The organism is Micromonospora sp. NPDC048063 (assembly GCF_043202855.1).
Lineage (GTDB): Bacteria > Actinomycetota > Actinomycetes > Mycobacteriales > Micromonosporaceae > Micromonospora.
In genome coordinates, this window is the sequence record NZ_JBIDBG010000001.1 from 830,174 (window position 1) to 845,665 (window position 15,492).

Below are 15,492 nucleotides of genomic sequence, written 5' to 3' on the forward strand. Positions count from 1 at the left end.
ACCGCCCCCGACCCCGCTGTCGGTTGGCCTTGTCACGTGGCCGCCCTCGGCACGCATTAATCTTGAGGACATGTCGAGCCCCGCCGAGCGGTACGCCGCGGCGCGCCGCCGGGCCGCGCAGGCCTCCCAGTTCCCGGCGCTGGACGAGTTCGCCCTCGATCTGGGGTTCGATCTCGACGACTTCCAGCGGGAGGCGTGCCAGGCGCTGGAGCGGGGCAGCGGCGTGCTCGTCTGCGCCCCCACCGGCGCCGGCAAGACGGTGGTCGGCGAGTTCGCCGTACACCTGGCGCTGCGCGGCGCGCCGGGGCGCGAGGCCGGCGGCCCCGGCGGCGCGGGTGACGAGGTGGTGCCCGCGGCCGGCGGCGAGGCCGCTCCGGCCCCGGCCGCGCCCCGGCGGCGCAAGTGCTTCTACACCACCCCGATCAAGGCGCTGTCGAACCAGAAATACCACGACCTGGTCGACCGCTACGGCGCCGAGCAGGTCGGTCTGCTCACCGGCGACAACGCCATCAACGGCGACGCCCCGGTGGTGGTGATGACCACCGAGGTGCTGCGCAACATGCTCTACGCCGGCTCGGCCACCCTCGAGGGCCTGGCGTACGTGGTGATGGACGAGGTGCACTACCTCGCCGACCGGTTCCGCGGCGGGGTCTGGGAAGAGGTGATCATCCACCTGCCCGCCTCCGTCACCCTGGTCTCCCTCTCGGCCACCGTGTCCAACGCCGAGGAGTTCGCCGACTGGCTGGTCACCGTGCGCGGCGAGACCGCCGTGGTGGTCAGCGAGCACCGCCCGGTGCCGCTGTGGCAGCACATGCTGGTCGGCAAGCGGATGTTCGACCTGTTCCACGACGCCGACGCCGCCCGCAAGCACGACGTGCACCCCGAGTTGCTGCGCTACACCCGCGACACCATGCGCCGGCTGGAGCTGGGCGAGGGGCGCAGCGCCGGCCCGGGCGGCGGGCGGCGCGGCCCCCGCTGGCGCGGCCCGATGCGCCCCGACATCGTCGACCGGCTGGACCGGGAGGGCCTGCTGCCGGCGATCCTGTTCATCTTCAGCCGCGCCGGCTGCGCCGCCGCCGTGCAGCAGTGCCTCGCCGCCGGGCTGCGGCTCACCTCGCCCGAGGAGCGGGCGGAGATCCGCCGGGTCGTCGAGTCCCGGGTCACCGCGATCCCGGGCGAGGACCTGTCGGTGCTCGGCTACTGGGAGTGGCTCGACGGCCTCGAACGCGGCCTGGCCGCCCACCACGCCGGCATGCTGCCGGTGTTCAAGGAGGTCGTCGAGGAGCTGTTCGTCCGGGGCCTGGTGAAGGCGGTCTTCGCCACCGAGACGCTCGCCCTGGGCATCAACATGCCGGCCCGCTGCGTGGTGCTGGAGCGCCTGGTCAAGTACAACGGCGAGGCGCACGTCGACCTGACGCCGGGGGAGTACACCCAGCTCACCGGCCGCGCCGGCCGGCGCGGCATCGACGTCGAGGGGCACGCCGTCGTCGTCTGGTCCCCGGAGACCGACCCCCGGCACGTCGCCGGCCTCGCCTCCACCCGCACCTACCCGCTGCGATCCAGCTTCCGGCCGTCGTACAACATGGCGGTCAACCTGGTCGGCACGGTGGGTGCGGAGCCGGCCCGGGCGCTGCTGGAATCCTCCTTCGCGCAGTTCCAGGCGGACCGCTCGGTGGTCGGCCTGGCCCGCCAGGTGCAGCGCAACACCGAAACCATCGAGGCGTACGGCGTGGAGGCGGCCTGCCACCACGGCGACTTCGACGAGTACTTCGCGCTGCGGGTCGCCATCGCCGACCGGGAACGGGCCATCGCCCGGCAGGGGCAGAGCCAGCGTAAGGCCGCCGCGGTGGCCTCGCTGGAGCGGCTGCGCGTCGGCGACGTGATCCGGGTGCCGTCGGGCCGGCGGGCCGGCCTGGCGGTCGTGCTCGACCCGGCCACCGGCGGCTTCGGTGAGCCCCGGCCGCTGGTGCTCACCCAGGACCGCTGGGCCGGCCGCGTCAGCCCCGGCGACTTCACCACCCCCGCCGAGGTGTTGGCGCGGATCCGGGTGCCGAAGCACTTCAACCACCGGTCGCCGGCCGCCCGGCGAGACCTGGCCGCCGAGGTCAGCGGCACCGGGCTGGACCGGCACGGCGGGCGCCGGGGCGGCCGTTCCCGCCAGGCCGTCGGCGAGGACCACCGGCTCAGCCAGCTCCGCGGCGAGCTGCGTCGCCACCCCTGCCACGCCTGCCCCGACCGGGAGGAGCACGCCCGCTGGGCGGAGCGGCGCCGCCGCCTGGAGAAGGACACGGAGGAGCTGCGGCAGCGGGTGGCCGGCCGGACCGGTTCGCTGGCCCGTACGTTCGACCGGATCGTCGCGCTGCTCACCGCCCGCGGCTACCTCGCGCCCGACGGCACGGTGACCGACGCCGGCCGGATGCTCGGCCGGATCTGGACGGAGGCGGATCTGCTGGTCGCCGAGTGCCTGCGCCGGGGGGTGTGGGACGGGCTCTCCCCGGCCGAACTCGCCGCCGCCGTGTCGGTGGTGGTCTTCGAGGCCCGCCGCGACGTCGACGAGCGGGCGTCGCTGCCGCGCGGCCCCGTGGCCGAGGCGGTCGACGAGACGCTCAAGCTGTGGAGCGAGATCGAGGCGGACGAGGCGGCCCGTGGCCTGGCGGTCACCCGCGAGCCGGATCTGGGCTTCGCCTGGCCGGTCTACCGTTGGGCCCGGGGCGAGGCCCTGGCGAAGGTGCTCGCGAGCGGCCACGAGATCGACGGCGAGATGCCGGCCGGCGACTTCGTCCGGTGGGCCCGGCAGGTGGTGGACCTGCTCGGTCAGCTCGCCGACTCCGGCGGCGCCTCGTCGGAGCTGAGGTCCACCGCCAGGCAGGCGATCGCCGCGGTCAACCGGGGCGTGCTGGCCTACCACGCCCCGGCCTGACCGGTCACTCTCCGTGGTGGCGCCTCGGAATCCTGAGCGGCGGCGCGGATCGGCAGCCCGGTGACGATCCTTGGCGGCAGCGGCCGAAGCGCCGCCCCACTGAGCGCCGGTCGGGTCGTGCCGCCTCGTGGCTGGAACTGCGCCAGTTCCGGGCGCTGCACGAGGCGGCTGAGTATCTTCGAGGTCGCCAGGTAGCCGGGTCCGCACGGATCACACCAAAGCCGAAGCCGGAGCACTGCGCGCCGCGCCGAAACCTGTGGCAGGAGCGCCATTGGCAAAGGCTCCTCAACGGACGCAAGGACTCGGTCGGTACGACGACCGCTCGTCGGCACGACCGGGCCGGCTCGCGTTCCGCTGCCTCATCCGCCGACCCGGGAGAGCTTGTCGGGGTTGGTGACGGAGAAGACCCGGCGCACCGCCTCCCGCTCGGGGTCGAGGTCGAGGACGAGGACCGCGAACGGGACGCCGCGCTCGAACAGGATCGCGGCGGGATCGCCGTTGACCGGCCGGTAGCGGATGTCGAGCCCGGCCGGGACACCGGCGGCGACCGCGACGAGCAGCCGGGCCACCTCGTCGCGCCCGTGCACGGGGTGCAGGCTGGTGGCGGGTCCCTTGCCGCCGCCGTCGGTCCACAGGGTGACGTCCGGGGCGAGAACGGCGAGCAGGCCGCGCACGTCACCGCCGAGCGCGGCGGTCAAGAACCGCTCGGTCACCTGCTGCTGGAGTCGGGGATCGGGTTGGAACCGGGGGCGGCGGGCCTGCACATGCTCACGGGCCCGGTGGGCGAGTTGGCGCACCGCCGCCGGTGAGCGGCCGATGATGGTCGCGATCTCGGTGTGCGGGTAGCCGAACACCTCGTGCAGGACGAAGACGACCCGCTCCGCCGGGGTGAGGGTCTCCAGCACCACCAGCAGCGCCATCGACGAGGACTCGGCGCGCAGGACGGCGTCGCCCGCGTCGCCGTCCTTGGCGGGCAGGGTGGCGAGGGGCTCGGGCAGCCACTGGCCGACGTAGGACTCCCGGCGCCGCTCGAGGGCCGCGCGCTGGGCGAGGGCCTGGTTGACGGCGACCCGCGTCAGATAGGCGCGTGGGTTCTCGATCGACGCACCGTCGGTGTGGTTTCTCGCCGCCCAGGCCAGCCAGGTCTCCTGCAGCACGTCGTCGGTGTCGGCGACGCTGCCCAGCATCGCGTAGACCACCGAGAACAGCAGCTCCCGGTGGGCGAGGAAAGTAGTCGTCGGGTCGGCGGTCGGCGCCGGCTGTACGTCGTCGGACACGGGTGTCACCTCCGGTCGGGTTCACCTCTGAGAGGACACCGGCGCCCGGGAGTGTGACATCCCCGGTGGGGAAATGTGATCCATTCCGCAGCCGAGCACCACCGCTGTCACAGTTGGCGACGCGAGCGCCCTCCTGGTTGCCGAGTCGGGACGATCCCGTCCCGGCCGAGCCACTCCCATCGCCTTGGAGGCCGCAATGCGTACCGTGATCCGTGACGTGCGGGTGTTCGACGGGCAGCACACCGTGGAACGAGCCGACGTGTTCATCGACGGCGACCGGATTGCCGAACCGGACGGCCGACCGGCCGACGTGCAGGTCGACGGCGCCGGCCGGACCCTGCTGCCCGGCCTCATCGACGCCCACACCCACACCTTCGACGGCAGCCTCGCCCAGGCCCTGGCCGCCGGCGTCACCACCGAGCTGGACATGTTCTGTCTGCCGGACAACCTGGCCCGCCAGCGTCGGCTGGCGGCCGACTGCGATGACGTGGCCGACCTGCGCAGCGCCGGCCTGCTCGCCACGGCCCCGGGTGGCCACCCGAGCCAACTGATGACCGGTCTCGACCCGCAGGCGATGGCGGCGCTCGGCGACGCCGCCGGCCCGTTCCCCACCGTCGCAAAGGTGGCGGACGCGGCGCCGTTCGTCGCCGCCCGGGTCGCCGAGGGCGCCGACTACATCAAGATCGTCGTCGACGACGGGGCGATGCACGGCGCGGACCTGCCCGTGCTGGCCCCCGACGTCGTGTCCGCCCTGGTCGAGGCGGCACACGCCGCCGGCCTGACAGTGATCGCACACGCCATCACGACCCGGGAGGTGACCATCGCCCTCGACGGCGGTGTCGACGGGCTCGCGCACGTCTACGCCGACGCCGGGTCGGACGACCCGACCGGCTGGCGACTCGCGGAGCGGATCGCCGGTGACGGCGTCTTCGTGGTCACCACGCTCGCCTACTTCGAAGCGATCAGCCAGGGCGCCGCCCTGGACCACGTCGCTGCGGGCAGCGCCGCCAACGCGGTGCACGCCGCCGGCGTGCTGCACCGGGCCGGAGTCACGCTGCTGGCCGGCACGGATGCCACCCCGTTCGCCCCGCAGCACGGCACCGCCATGCACCGCGAGCTGGCGCTGCTCGTCAAGGCCGGACTGACCCGGACCGAAGCGTTGGCGGCGGCCACGAGCGTGCCGGCCCGGCACTTCGGGTTGACCGACCGGGGCCGCATCGCGCCCGGGCTCCGCGCCGACCTGCTGCTCGTCGACGGGGATCCGACCACCGACATCACCGCCGTCAGCGCCGCCGTCGACGTCTGGCGTCGCGGCGTACGCCAGAACCGGCAGCCGGCCGTCGCCGACGCCCAGATCTGAGGACGAGTGACGTGACGATCCTCGACCATCACGCACCCGACGCCACTCCGGGGGCCGCACGCTCCCGGTCGTGGCTGGTCTTCCGCGCGATCACCACCTGCGTGGCCGTGCTGATCCTCGGTCAGGCCGCCCTCGCCGGCGGGTTCCTCTCCGGGCACTACGACGCCCTCGCCGCCCACGGCCTCAACGGCGGGCTGCTGGCGCTGGCCCTGCTGGTGCAGTGCATCACCGCCATCGTCTGGTGGCGGTCCAGCAGGGGCCCGTCCTGGCCGGTGCGGACCAGCCTGATCCAACTCCTGATCGCCGGCGCGCTGATCCCCCTCGGCGAGCAGCGGGTCCTGACCGTCCACGTTCCCGTCGCCGTCGGACTCACCGTGGGCGTGGCGCTGCTGCTCGTCAAGTCATGGGGCGCGGCACCCACCCGTCCCCGGCGGACGGCGACCGGCACGCCGACGCCGGACCTGACCACGGGAGAGGCCGCATGAGTCCACGAATCACCCGCCGTCGACTGCTCGGCACGAGCGCGGCCGCCGTGGCGGCGGCCGCCGGCGGTGGCTGGCTCGCCCGCAGCGGGCTGCTCGGCCCCGGCGAACCGGGCCGGCTGCTGCCGAGCCAGGCGCCGCTGCCCCGGCCGTACCAGGTGCCGCTGCCCGTTCCTCCGGTGCTCGCGCCGGTACGCTCCGACGCCACGACGGATTACCACGAGATCACCCAACGGCCGGCCACGCTGAGCATCCTGCCGGGGTTGCCCACCGAGGCGTGGACGTACCACGGCAGCTTCCCCGGCCCCACGATCCGCTCCCGCGCCGGCCGGCGCACCGTCGTCCGGCACCGCAACACCCTGCCCCACCCGACCGTGGTCCACCTGCACGGCGGACACACCCCCGCCGACAGCGACGGCTACCCCGCGGACCTCATCATGCCGGCCGGAGGAAGCACCCCGGCGCACGTCGGCCACCACGCCGGCCACCACGGCGGCCACGATCCGGGGCGGATCAGCGTCGGCGAGCGGGACTACACGTACCCGATGCGGCAGCGGGCGGCGACGCTCTGGTATCACGACCATCGGCACGGGCACACCGGCGTGGCGGTCTGGCGTGGGCTGGCCGGCTTCCACCTCGTGCACGACGACGAGGAGGACGCGCTGCGGTTACCCGCCGGCGACCGCGACATCCCGATCATGATCGCCGACCGGTCGTTCGCCGCGGACGGTTCGCTCCGCTATCCGCTGATCGATCCGGACCTGCGCAGCCCCGGCGTCACCGATCCGTACATGAACGGCGTGCTCGGCGACGTCATCCTGGTCAACGGCGCGCCCTGGCCGGTGCTGCGGACCGACCGGGCCCGGTACCGGCTGCGGCTGCTCAACGCCTCCAACGCCCGGCGATACCGGCTGGCACTCGACCCGCCGGCTCCCGGCGGTGGCCTGGTGCAGATCGGCGGCGACGGTGGTCTGCTGCATCGCCCGTTGACCCACCACACCATCGACATCGCACCCGCCGAACGCTTCGACGTGGTCATCGACTTCTCTCGCTACCGTCCCGGCACACGCGTACGGCTGGTGAACCGCCTCGGCACCGGCCGCACGGCCCACGTGATGGCCTTCGACATCACCGGCGCGACCCACGACGACCCAGGCCTGCCCGAGCGACTCGGCCACATCGAGCCCCTCGACCCGGCCCGCGCCGCAGCGACGCGGACGTTCCACTTCCAGCTGCGTCCCGACCACGGATGGACCATCAACGGCCAGCCCTACCGGCCCGGCCGCCCGCTGGCCCGGCCGCGCCTCGGCACCACCGAGGTCTGGCGACTGATCAGCGACTTCCACCACCCGGTACACGTGCACCTCGACCCGTTCCAGGTGATCAGCCGCAACAACCGGGCACCCGGCCCGTACGACGCCGGCTGGAAGGACACCGTCGACGTACGCCCGTCCGAAGCGGTCGAGATCGCCATCCGGTTCACCGACTACGCCGGGACCTTCATGCTGCACTGCCACAACCTCGAACACGAAGACATGGCCATGATGGCCGACTTCACCACCACCTGATTACGCCCGCTGCCGCCCCGTACACGGCTCCGAGTCAGGACCGCACAACCCCGGGCGGGCTGTCAGGCCCGCGAGGACGCGTCCGCCGCGCACCTGCCGTACAGAACCACCCCGTGGTGAACGCACGGACCGACTCCCCTTGCTGATCCGACCCTGAAAGAGACCATGACCCTCACCGAAGAGACCGTCCAGGCAACACCGCACTCACGCGGCCGGCCGGGCGTGTTCGCGCGCGTCGCCAGCTTCTCCCACCGCCGCCGCTGGCTCGCCCTGCTGCTCTGGCTCGCCGTGATGATCGGCGTCTGGACCTCGGCCGTCATGGCCGGCAACGACTACCGCGAGGACTTCTCCCTACCCGGCACCGAGTCCCAGGCCGCCGCCGACCTGCTGGCGGCCAGCGGCGCGGCCCGCGCCGGGGACACCATGGAGATCGTCCTGCACGCCAAGGGCGGACTGCGCGACCCCGCCGTCCGGCAGCGCGTCGAGACGATGTTGGCCGAGGTCGCCGAGCAGCCCCACGTCGCGCAGGTACGCAGCCTCTACGCGGATGCGGCCGCCATCGCGCCCGACGGCACCATCGGTTACGCCACGGTGATGCTCAACGTGCCCGCCAAGGACATGGAGAAGGAGGACGCCAAGCGCGTCTACGACGTGACCCAGGAGGCGGCCGGCGACGGCCTCCAGGTCGAGCTGGGCGGCGGGCCGGCCCGGCTGCTCGGGCAGAGCTCGGGCGGCGCGGCCGAAGGCGCGGGACTGCTCGCGGCACTGGTGATCCTGGTCTTCATGTTCGGCACCGTCATCGCCGCCGGGCTGCCGATCATCACGGCCGTCTTCGCCGTGGGCTCCACTCTCGGCATCATCATCCTCGCCTCGCACCTGTTCACCATCGCCGCCTACACCCCGTACGTGATGATGCTGGTCGGCCTCGGCGTCGGCATCGACTACGCGTTGCTGATCTTCGCCCGCTACCGGGCCGAACTGGTCAAGGGCGCCTCCCCTGAGCGGGCCACGGTAGACGCCCTCGACGCCGCCGGACGGTCGGTGTTCTTCGCCGGCTGCACCGTCATTCTCGCCCTGCTGGGCCTGGTCGCCCTCGGCCTCGGCTCGCTCAAGGGCATGGCCCTCTCCGTGGCGCTGACCGTGCTGGTCACCATGGCCGCCTCGCTGACCCTGTTGCCCGCGCTGCTGGGCATCTTCGGCGCGCGCTTCGCCCGCCAGTTCACCGCCCGCGCCGCCAAGCGCGAGGCGAAGGGCAGGGCGCCCGAGGGCACCCTCTGGCGCAAGCTCGCCGCCGCGGTCCAGCGCCGTCCGCTCACCGCCATGCTGGTGGCCGTGGTCGCGCTCGGCGCCCTGTGCCTGCCGGCGTTCACCATGCGGCTGGGCTTCGCAGACGCGGGCAGCGACAACCCCGACAGCACGAGCCGCCAGGCGTACGACCTGCTCTCCGATGGCTTCGGCCCCGGCTTCAACGGGCCGCTGATCGTGGTCGTCGATGACACGACGGGCGGCAACGCGGCCGAGGCCGCCGAGGCGGCGAGCAGCGTCCTGGCCGGCACCCCCGGCGTCCAGGCCGTCTCCCCGGCCATGCCGACCAAGAACCCCGGCGTCGCCACGATAATCACGTTCCCGGAGTCGTCGCCGCAGGACCAGGACACCTCCGCGCTCGTCGCGCACCTGCGCGACGACGTACTGCCCGGCGTCTCCGAGCTCACCGGCGCCAGCTACCTGGTCGGCGGTTCGACCGCGGCCGCCGAGGACTACTCCGCCAAGGTCTCCGACCGGATGCCGCTGTTCATGGCGATCGTCGTCGGACTGTCCATCATCCTGCTGATGGCCGTGTTCCGTTCGGTCCTGATCCCACTCAAGGCGGCGCTGCTCAACCTGCTCAGCATCGGCGCGGCGCTCGGCGCGATCACCCTGGTCTTCCAGGAGGGCTGGTTCGGCATCGAGCCCGGCCCGATCGAGGCGTACCTGCCGGTGATGATCTTCGCGGTCGTCTTCGGTCTCTCCATGGACTACGAGATCTTCCTGGTCTCCCGGATCCACGAGGAGTGGGTGCACACCAAGGACCACGCACTCGCCGTCCGTCAGGGCCTCGGCCACACCGGCTCGGTCATCAGCGCCGCCGGCGCCATCATGATCGTCGTCTTCGGCGCCTTCATGCTCAGCCCGGAGCGGCTGCTCCAGCAGACCGGCTTCGGCATGGCGGTGGCCATCTTCGTGGACGCGGTCATCATCCGCTGCCTGATCGTGCCGGCCGCGATGCAGCTGATGGGCCGGCGCGCCTGGTGGATGCCCGAGCCGCTGGCGAGGCTGCTGCCGAAGGTGGAGTTGGAGAAGCACTGACGTCCCGCGTGAACGGCGTCGGCCGGGTGGGGACACCGGCCGACGCCGTTCTCCGTATTCCTGTTGCCCGTTCAGACCGCCGGCGGCGCGTCGCCGTCCTCCGCACACGCGTGCTTCGGCAGGGCTACGCATCACCGGTGTCGTCATTCTTGTCTGCGCGCTCACGCAGCCTGAACTCGACGAACTCGGGCTCTCGCCGGAAGCTCGGAAGCGAGACCACGTGCGAGTCGGCGCGGGCCCGGTCGGACAGGCTGTCAGACCCGCTCGGCGGCGGTGGCGATACGCTCGACGCGGGCCCACAACGCCCGATGCAGCAGGCTGCGCCTGCTGCATCCAGCCGGCGATCCAGGCCATCAGCGCGACGTGCACGACCCAGGCGAACGCGAACCCGTAGCCGAAGAGGGTTCCGGTGGCCGCGCCGGCACCGATCACGGTCGCCGCCCCCAGCAGCAGGACCAGCGCCGCTCGACGGTTGCGTGGTTCCACCCCGGCGAGCCTGGTCCAGCACGCCCGTGCGATCGCTCAGGCGGGGGAGAGACCTGGTCCGGCAGATGGTTGGCTCTTCACCGCGGAGGAAACAGCGCTACTCAGGTTGAGACAGCTCAGTAGGTCGCGCCCCGCGCCACCTGCGCCGCCACCCGGTGGTGCAGCGCGGTGAGGGCCGGGCTGACGGTGGCGGTGAGCGGCGTCGGGTCCGCCAGCCGACGCGCCGTCTCCGGTAGCCAGGTGAGGTCCGCGTCGAATCGGCGACGCGCGGCGCGTACCTCACCGGCCGGGTCGGCGGCGTCGAGGCGACGACCGCCGCGCATGACCGGCACGAGCAGCGGCTCGCGGTTGCCCGGCGGCGATTCGTCGCGCAGCCCCACCACGTCGCCGCTGGCACCGGTGGGATCACGGAAGACCTGCTTGGGACCGGGCAGGGTGGCCTTGCCGGGCGACAGCTTGAGCACCGGCCGGTCGCCGACGGCCACCAGCTTGTAGGCGCTGTCCAGGGACGGCGCGTCGAAGGAGACGCCCATGCGGGTGCCGACGCCGTAGGCGTCGATGGGTGCGCCCTTGGCGACGAGCGCCGCGATGACGTCCTCGTCGAGGCTGCCGCTGGCCACGATCTGGGCCCGGGTCAGCCCCGCGTCGTCGAGGATCGCGCGGGCCTGCACGGCCAGTGCGGCGAGATCCCCGGAGTCGAGTCGCACGGCCACCGGGCCGGTCAGGCCCAACTCGGCGACGACCTCGACGGCGGCCCGCACTCCGGCGGGCGTGTCGTAGGTGTCGACGAGGAACACCGGGTTGGTGGGAAAGTCGGTGGCGAACGCGCGGAACGCGGCACGCTCGTCGGGGAACGCCTCGACGTACGAGTGGGCCATCGTCCCGGACGGCGGCAGCCCATAGCGTCGCGCGGCCTCGACGTCGCTGGTCGCGGCGAAGCCGGCGATCGCCGACGCCCGCGCCACGGCCGCCCCGGCCTCGATCCCGTGCGTCCGGCGGAACGCGAAGTCGACCAACTGCGCACCGCCGGCCGCGAGGCGGCATCGGGCCGCCTTGCTGGCCACCGTGGTGTGGAAGGTGATCAGGTTCAGCACGCCGGTCTCCACCAGCTGCGCCTCCGCGATCGGCGCGGTGACCTCCAACAGCGGCTCGTCGGCGAACACCAGGCGACCCTCCGGTACGGCCCAGACGTCACCGGTGAACCGCAGCCCGGCCAGCGCCGCCATGGTCGGTTGGTCGAGCCCGACGGTGTCGCGCAGATAGCCGATGTCGTCCTCGTCGAACGCGAAGCCTTCCAGGAAGGCCAGCGCCTCGGCCAGTCCGGCGGCCACCAGGAAGCCGCGCTGCGGCGGCAGGCGGCGGACGAACAGGCTGAACGTGGCGCGCTCCACCATGTCCCGGCGCAGGTAGCTGGCCGCCATCCGCAGCTCGTACAGGTCGGTACGCAACCCGGTCATGGGTTCCTCCGTCGGCACGTGGGTCGACGGGCCGGTGGCGCCGTGGTGATGCCGCCCCGGTCCGGTCAGGCGCGGGAGCGGCGCGCGGGGCGGCGGGACAGGGAACTCGGCGCGTTGACGCCGGCGCCGTCGCTGACACTGATGCCGAGCCGTTCGACCAGTTCGCCGCCGAGCCAGGCCGTCATCCCGGACAGGACGATGCCCGCGAAGCTGCAGATCAGGGCCAGGGCATTCGGCTCCCAGTTCGTCGCGGTGGCCCGCGCCAGCCAGCTCACCGCGAACAACAGCACGACGACGACGTTGCCGATGCCGTGGATCGCGCCGATCCGCTTGGCGCGGGTGCCGGACGGGATGGCCCGCCAGTCGGTGTATCCGAAGACCGCGGCGACGAGGCCGCCGATGATGCCGGCGCCGATGATGTACCCGGCGGAGATCTGGAATCCGGCCCGATCCGTGATCAGATACAGGATGTCGAAGATCACCGCCGTGGCGAGCAGCCCCAGCGGGAAAACGATCAGCATGGGGTGGATCCCGTGGCCCATCGCCTTGGCTCGACTTTCCAACACAGCCTCCCTCTCTGGCGGGATGTTGGGCGCGGGTACCCCTTCGGCTCGCTGGTACACCTACCGGGCTTGACTTCCTCCTCCGTCTGAAGGCGGAGGGTTCCCATCCTCGCGGGTTGGATCCTGGTTCACCGCAGACCGCACGGAAGGTTGCCCTTCGTGTCTGACGTCCGCACCGCAGGCGTTTTGCGTCTCGGCCAGCGGGCCCTCCGGTTCCCGCGGCCACCCGTTCGCTGGCCGGTCACGTGCCGGGCCGACAACTCCCCTGCCGGGGTAGCGGCGACGGCCGGATCCAACCGGAGGGCCGTCGCCCGTGCCCGAGAACCGGGGCAGTCGATCGGGGGATCAGCAGCCGGCGGTACGCGTGTAGTTCCGCGTCCCGAAGTAGAGAGCCAGGTTGCCGCTGAAGCGCACCTTGATGTCGTTGCCGTTCAGGCGCTGTTCGTAGTGCAGGTGCGATCCGGAGGAGCCGCCGCTGTTGCCCACGTACCCGATGGTGGTGCTGTAGCCGACGGACTGGCCGACCGAGACGTTGAACCCGCTGAGGTGGGCGTAGTAGGTGGTATACCCGTTGCCGTGGTTGATCCGCACGTACCGGCCGTAGCTGGTGTCACCGAGGTTGGCGACCACGTCCACCGTGCCCGGGGCGCTGGCCTTGACCGGATCGCCGTGGTCGTTGGTCCGGTTGAAGTCGATTGCGTACTGCGGGCTGTGCGTGGTGCGGGTCTGACCGGACCACGTCTGGTTGCACGGGAAAGGCGTTCGGAACGAGGGCGCGGCGGCGGCGGGTGACGCCGGAACCAGGAACGCGGCGGTCGCCAGCAGGGCGACGCTGAGGGAACTCGTCAGGCGGGAGCGCATCCGAACCTCCACGGTCATAATCTTCGATCCCTCTGCCGGATGATGTCAGAAAGTTCCGATGGCTGAAAGACCTGCGGAGCGTCGGGTCGATCCACGCACGGACGCGATCCGGATGCTGTCGCGCGACGGCCGGATCACCCAGGGCATCGAGGACCAGATCGCCGCGCTCGGCCTGGTCCTCACCGCGATCGTGCTTGTGCGACCGGTATTGGCATGGGTTCGGGGGTGAAGCCGGGCGGGCCGGGTGGCCCGCCGCGGCTACATCCCCGCTAAGCCCCAGCCATCACGGTAAAGGTGAATCCGGCGCTCGTCGGACGGCGCAGGGGAATGTCGCACTTGATCCGGCGCAGTACCTCGTTCCTGCTGAGGCCGAGCCCTTGCGCGATGAGCCGTTCCGGGCGCACCGGTACCGAATCCTCGAAGACGACCTCCACCTGGACCGGCCACGCCTCGTCGAGCCATGTCGACGGGGTGTCCAGCCGCCAGGCCCCCGTCCAGTCCAGGGTGAAGCGGTTGCGCCGGGCGAGCAGCGGATCCAACAGCCTGGACGCCACCAGGTCCGGATCGTTGACACGGTAGCCGTGGAGTTCGGCCGGGTCGAAGGATCTGACTGGCACTCGCTCGTGCACGGTGAGTTTGCTCGTCCGATCGCAGGATGCGCAGCGGACCAGCAGCCACACGTCCAGCAGTTTGCCGTTGGCGTTGACGCGGAACCTGCCCGCGCCGGTGGTGGCCGACTCCGACCGGCAGTCCACGCACCGCAACGACAGCAGAGGCAGCCTGGCCCGACGAACGACCCAGGACAGCACGGTATGAGGTTGTGAAGACATGATCTCTCTAGACCTGATCTCTCTAGACCTGACACGAGGCCGATTACGCGCGGCCTCAACGCTGCAATTTCCGGGCGCACAAGGGCAGCCCGGCAGAACCGACGGGAGCGTCGGCTACAGGTGAGCGGAAGAAGGTGTCAGGTCTAAAGAGCAGGCGGGGTCACGCGTTTTGTCCTCTGTCCTCACAGCGACGGGCCGCAGGCAACCTAAGGGAACGCGGAAGGAAGCCTCAAACGGTTTTCTGACGTCGAGCAGCATCGGCTGCCAACCCCTCGGCCGCGGTGGTGCTACTCGTACTCCTGCCCGCACCGGGCCAGTTCTGCGAGATCGGCCCAGCCGAGGAAGCCGATGGTGTGCTCGCCCGGCTCCGGTTCGTTCACCAACGGCACGACGGGGCCAGGAACTTGTTTCCGTAGGCCGTCGTCTTCGCTCCAGCCGCCCAGTGCCCCGGCCATCCCGCATTCCAGGTACGCCTGCGGATCGAAGTTGTACCAGCGGATGCCCGTGGCTCGCACACATCCCGTCGTGCGGGGGGCGTCAATGCCGAACCGGGCGTACTCGTCCAGGGGTCCCTGATCGGCGAAGTCGGCCAGGTCCGCGATCTGAGACAGCACGATGGCTTCCCAGTCGGCATACGATGTCGGCTCGTCCGTGTAGCGAAACGAGGCGGAACGCCAGGAGGCCTGCGGTGGCGCCGGCTCGACCATGCCCGCCGCCACGACCATCGCGGCAACCGTGTCCAGGTCCAGCGAGACCCGACCCGACAGCGGCCGGGCTACCCGCCACCACGAACGCAGGAACACGTCCAAACCAAGCGCGGCCGCGTTCATGCGTTCGCCATCCCGGACAAGGCGCCGGTACAGGTCGCGGTCTGTGCGGCAGACCGGCCCGGGTGGCCCGTCGACCCAGTAGGTCTGCTTGTGCGCCACACCCGACTCCAGCGCCAGGACCTTGGCCAGCGCCTCGATTCGGTCAGCGAAGGTGCCCATCCGGACCCGGTTGCCGTTGTCGTCCTGCCGCCAGAGCTCCCACACCGCCACAGCATCACCGTAGTCGTGGCCTCTCTCCGGCGGACAGCCGCATTCGCCCGTGCCGCCGGCTGGGCGCGCTGTGTCTCAGCGCACCGGTCACCGAGTAGACGTCAACCTCGGTGCTTCTCCTCGGAGACGTGCCGCAGCGAAGTGCCCGAGGCGCCGGGCGACGCCGCTGTCGCGCCGTGGATCGGGGAGCACGTGGGGAGCAGTCGGGTGCGCTGAACGGCGTCGAACCGCAACCAACAGCACGTGACGGCGCTCAACTGCGCCCGCCCTCCTGCGGCTTCTCATCTATGCAGGTCACAGTT

Annotated in this window: 12 protein-coding genes; 6 read left to right on the forward strand and 6 right to left on the reverse strand. The window is 71.8% G+C overall.

The annotated features are described in order from the left end of the window. Positions 1–70 precede the first annotated feature (70 nt). Positions 71–2,920, forward strand: a complete 2,850-nt coding sequence (locus ACGFZ2_RS03710) for a DEAD/DEAH box helicase (RefSeq protein WP_393262122.1) — start codon at positions 71–73, stop codon at positions 2,918–2,920. 359 nt (positions 2,921–3,279) lie between these two features. Here the strand turns inward: ACGFZ2_RS03710 and sigJ are convergent, their stop codons facing one another. Further along, the gene (gene sigJ, locus ACGFZ2_RS03715; protein WP_393449820.1) at positions 3,280–4,197 is read right to left on the reverse strand and encodes an RNA polymerase sigma factor SigJ; all 918 of its coding nucleotides are present in this window, start codon (positions 4,195–4,197) and stop codon (positions 3,280–3,282) included. A 196-nt stretch (positions 4,198–4,393) separates the two neighbouring features. Here sigJ and ACGFZ2_RS03720 point away from each other — a divergent pair, with 196 nt between their 5' ends. From ACGFZ2_RS03720 to ACGFZ2_RS03735, 4 genes are all read left to right on the forward strand, one after another. Then, on the forward strand, positions 4,394–5,557 hold the full coding sequence (locus ACGFZ2_RS03720) for an amidohydrolase family protein (protein WP_393449823.1): 1,164 nt from the start codon (positions 4,394–4,396) through the stop codon (positions 5,555–5,557). An 11-nt stretch (positions 5,558–5,568) separates the two neighbouring features. Further along, positions 5,569–6,042, forward strand: coding sequence for a hypothetical protein (locus ACGFZ2_RS03725; protein WP_393449826.1), 474 nt, complete (start codon positions 5,569–5,571; stop codon positions 6,040–6,042). Continuing rightward, the gene (locus ACGFZ2_RS03730) at positions 6,039–7,607 is read left to right on the forward strand and encodes a multicopper oxidase family protein (protein WP_393449829.1); all 1,569 of its coding nucleotides are present in this window, start codon (positions 6,039–6,041) and stop codon (positions 7,605–7,607) included. Before ACGFZ2_RS03725 ends, ACGFZ2_RS03730 begins: the two co-directional genes overlap by 4 nt. 165 nt (positions 7,608–7,772) lie before the next feature. After that, positions 7,773–9,953, forward strand: coding sequence for an MMPL family transporter (locus tag ACGFZ2_RS03735; RefSeq protein ID WP_393449832.1), 2,181 nt, complete (start codon positions 7,773–7,775; stop codon positions 9,951–9,953). A 602-nt stretch (positions 9,954–10,555) separates the two neighbouring features. Here the strand turns inward: ACGFZ2_RS03735 and ACGFZ2_RS03740 are convergent. From ACGFZ2_RS03740 to ACGFZ2_RS03750, 3 genes are all read right to left on the reverse strand, one after another. Continuing rightward, positions 10,556–11,896: a nicotinate phosphoribosyltransferase gene (locus ACGFZ2_RS03740; protein ID WP_393449835.1), complete on the reverse strand. Its 1,341-nt coding sequence runs from the start codon at positions 11,894–11,896 to the stop codon at positions 10,556–10,558. A gap of 65 nt (positions 11,897–11,961) precedes the next feature. Continuing rightward, entirely contained in the window at positions 11,962–12,438 is a 477-nt protein-coding gene (locus tag ACGFZ2_RS03745) for a DUF2231 domain-containing protein (RefSeq protein ID WP_393262617.1), read from the reverse strand. Positions 12,439–12,804: 366 nt separating this feature from the next. Beyond that, positions 12,805–13,338 carry a M23 family metallopeptidase gene (locus ACGFZ2_RS03750; protein ID WP_393449838.1) on the reverse strand — a complete coding sequence of 178 codons (534 nt, stop codon included), beginning with the start codon at positions 13,336–13,338 and terminating at the stop codon, positions 12,805–12,807. A gap of 40 nt (positions 13,339–13,378) precedes the next feature. On the opposite strand from ACGFZ2_RS03750, the gene ACGFZ2_RS03755 reads away from it, so the two are divergent. Next, positions 13,379–13,549, forward strand: a complete 171-nt coding sequence (locus ACGFZ2_RS03755; protein WP_393262102.1) for a hypothetical protein — start codon at positions 13,379–13,381, stop codon at positions 13,547–13,549. A gap of 40 nt (positions 13,550–13,589) precedes the next feature. On the opposite strand, the gene ACGFZ2_RS03760 is transcribed toward ACGFZ2_RS03755, so the two are convergent. Together ACGFZ2_RS03760 and ACGFZ2_RS03765 are read right to left on the reverse strand one after the other, a co-directional pair. Next, complete coding sequence (locus tag ACGFZ2_RS03760; protein ID WP_393449841.1) at positions 13,590–14,129, reverse strand: DUF1062 domain-containing protein; 540 nt, start codon at positions 14,127–14,129, stop codon at positions 13,590–13,592. A 308-nt stretch (positions 14,130–14,437) separates the two neighbouring features. Then, on the reverse strand, positions 14,438–15,190 hold the full coding sequence (locus tag ACGFZ2_RS03765; protein WP_393449844.1) for a hypothetical protein: 753 nt from the start codon (positions 15,188–15,190) through the stop codon (positions 14,438–14,440). Positions 15,191–15,492: the final 302 nt, after the last annotated feature.

Bases quoted from the DNA above. Each gene is read 5' to 3' on its own strand.
- ACGFZ2_RS03710 (WP_393262122.1), top strand. From the start codon at position 71: ATGTCGAGCCCCGCCGAGCGGTACGCCGCGGCGCGCCGCCGGGCCGCG.
- ACGFZ2_RS03755 (WP_393262102.1), top strand. From the start codon at position 13,379: ATGGCTGAAAGACCTGCGGAGCGTCGGGTCGATCCACGCACGGACGCG.
- ACGFZ2_RS03750 (WP_393449838.1), bottom strand. From the start codon at position 13,338: ATGACCGTGGAGGTTCGGATGCGCTCCCGCCTGACGAGTTCCCTCAGC.
- ACGFZ2_RS03730 (WP_393449829.1), top strand. From the start codon at position 6,039: ATGAGTCCACGAATCACCCGCCGTCGACTGCTCGGCACGAGCGCGGCC.
- ACGFZ2_RS03745 (WP_393262617.1), bottom strand. From the start codon at position 12,438: ATGGGCCACGGGATCCACCCCATGCTGATCGTTTTCCCGCTGGGGCTG.
- ACGFZ2_RS03735 (WP_393449832.1), top strand. From the start codon at position 7,773: ATGACCCTCACCGAAGAGACCGTCCAGGCAACACCGCACTCACGCGGC.
- ACGFZ2_RS03740 (WP_393449835.1), bottom strand. From the start codon at position 11,896: ATGACCGGGTTGCGTACCGACCTGTACGAGCTGCGGATGGCGGCCAGC.
- ACGFZ2_RS03720 (WP_393449823.1), top strand. From the start codon at position 4,394: ATGCGTACCGTGATCCGTGACGTGCGGGTGTTCGACGGGCAGCACACC.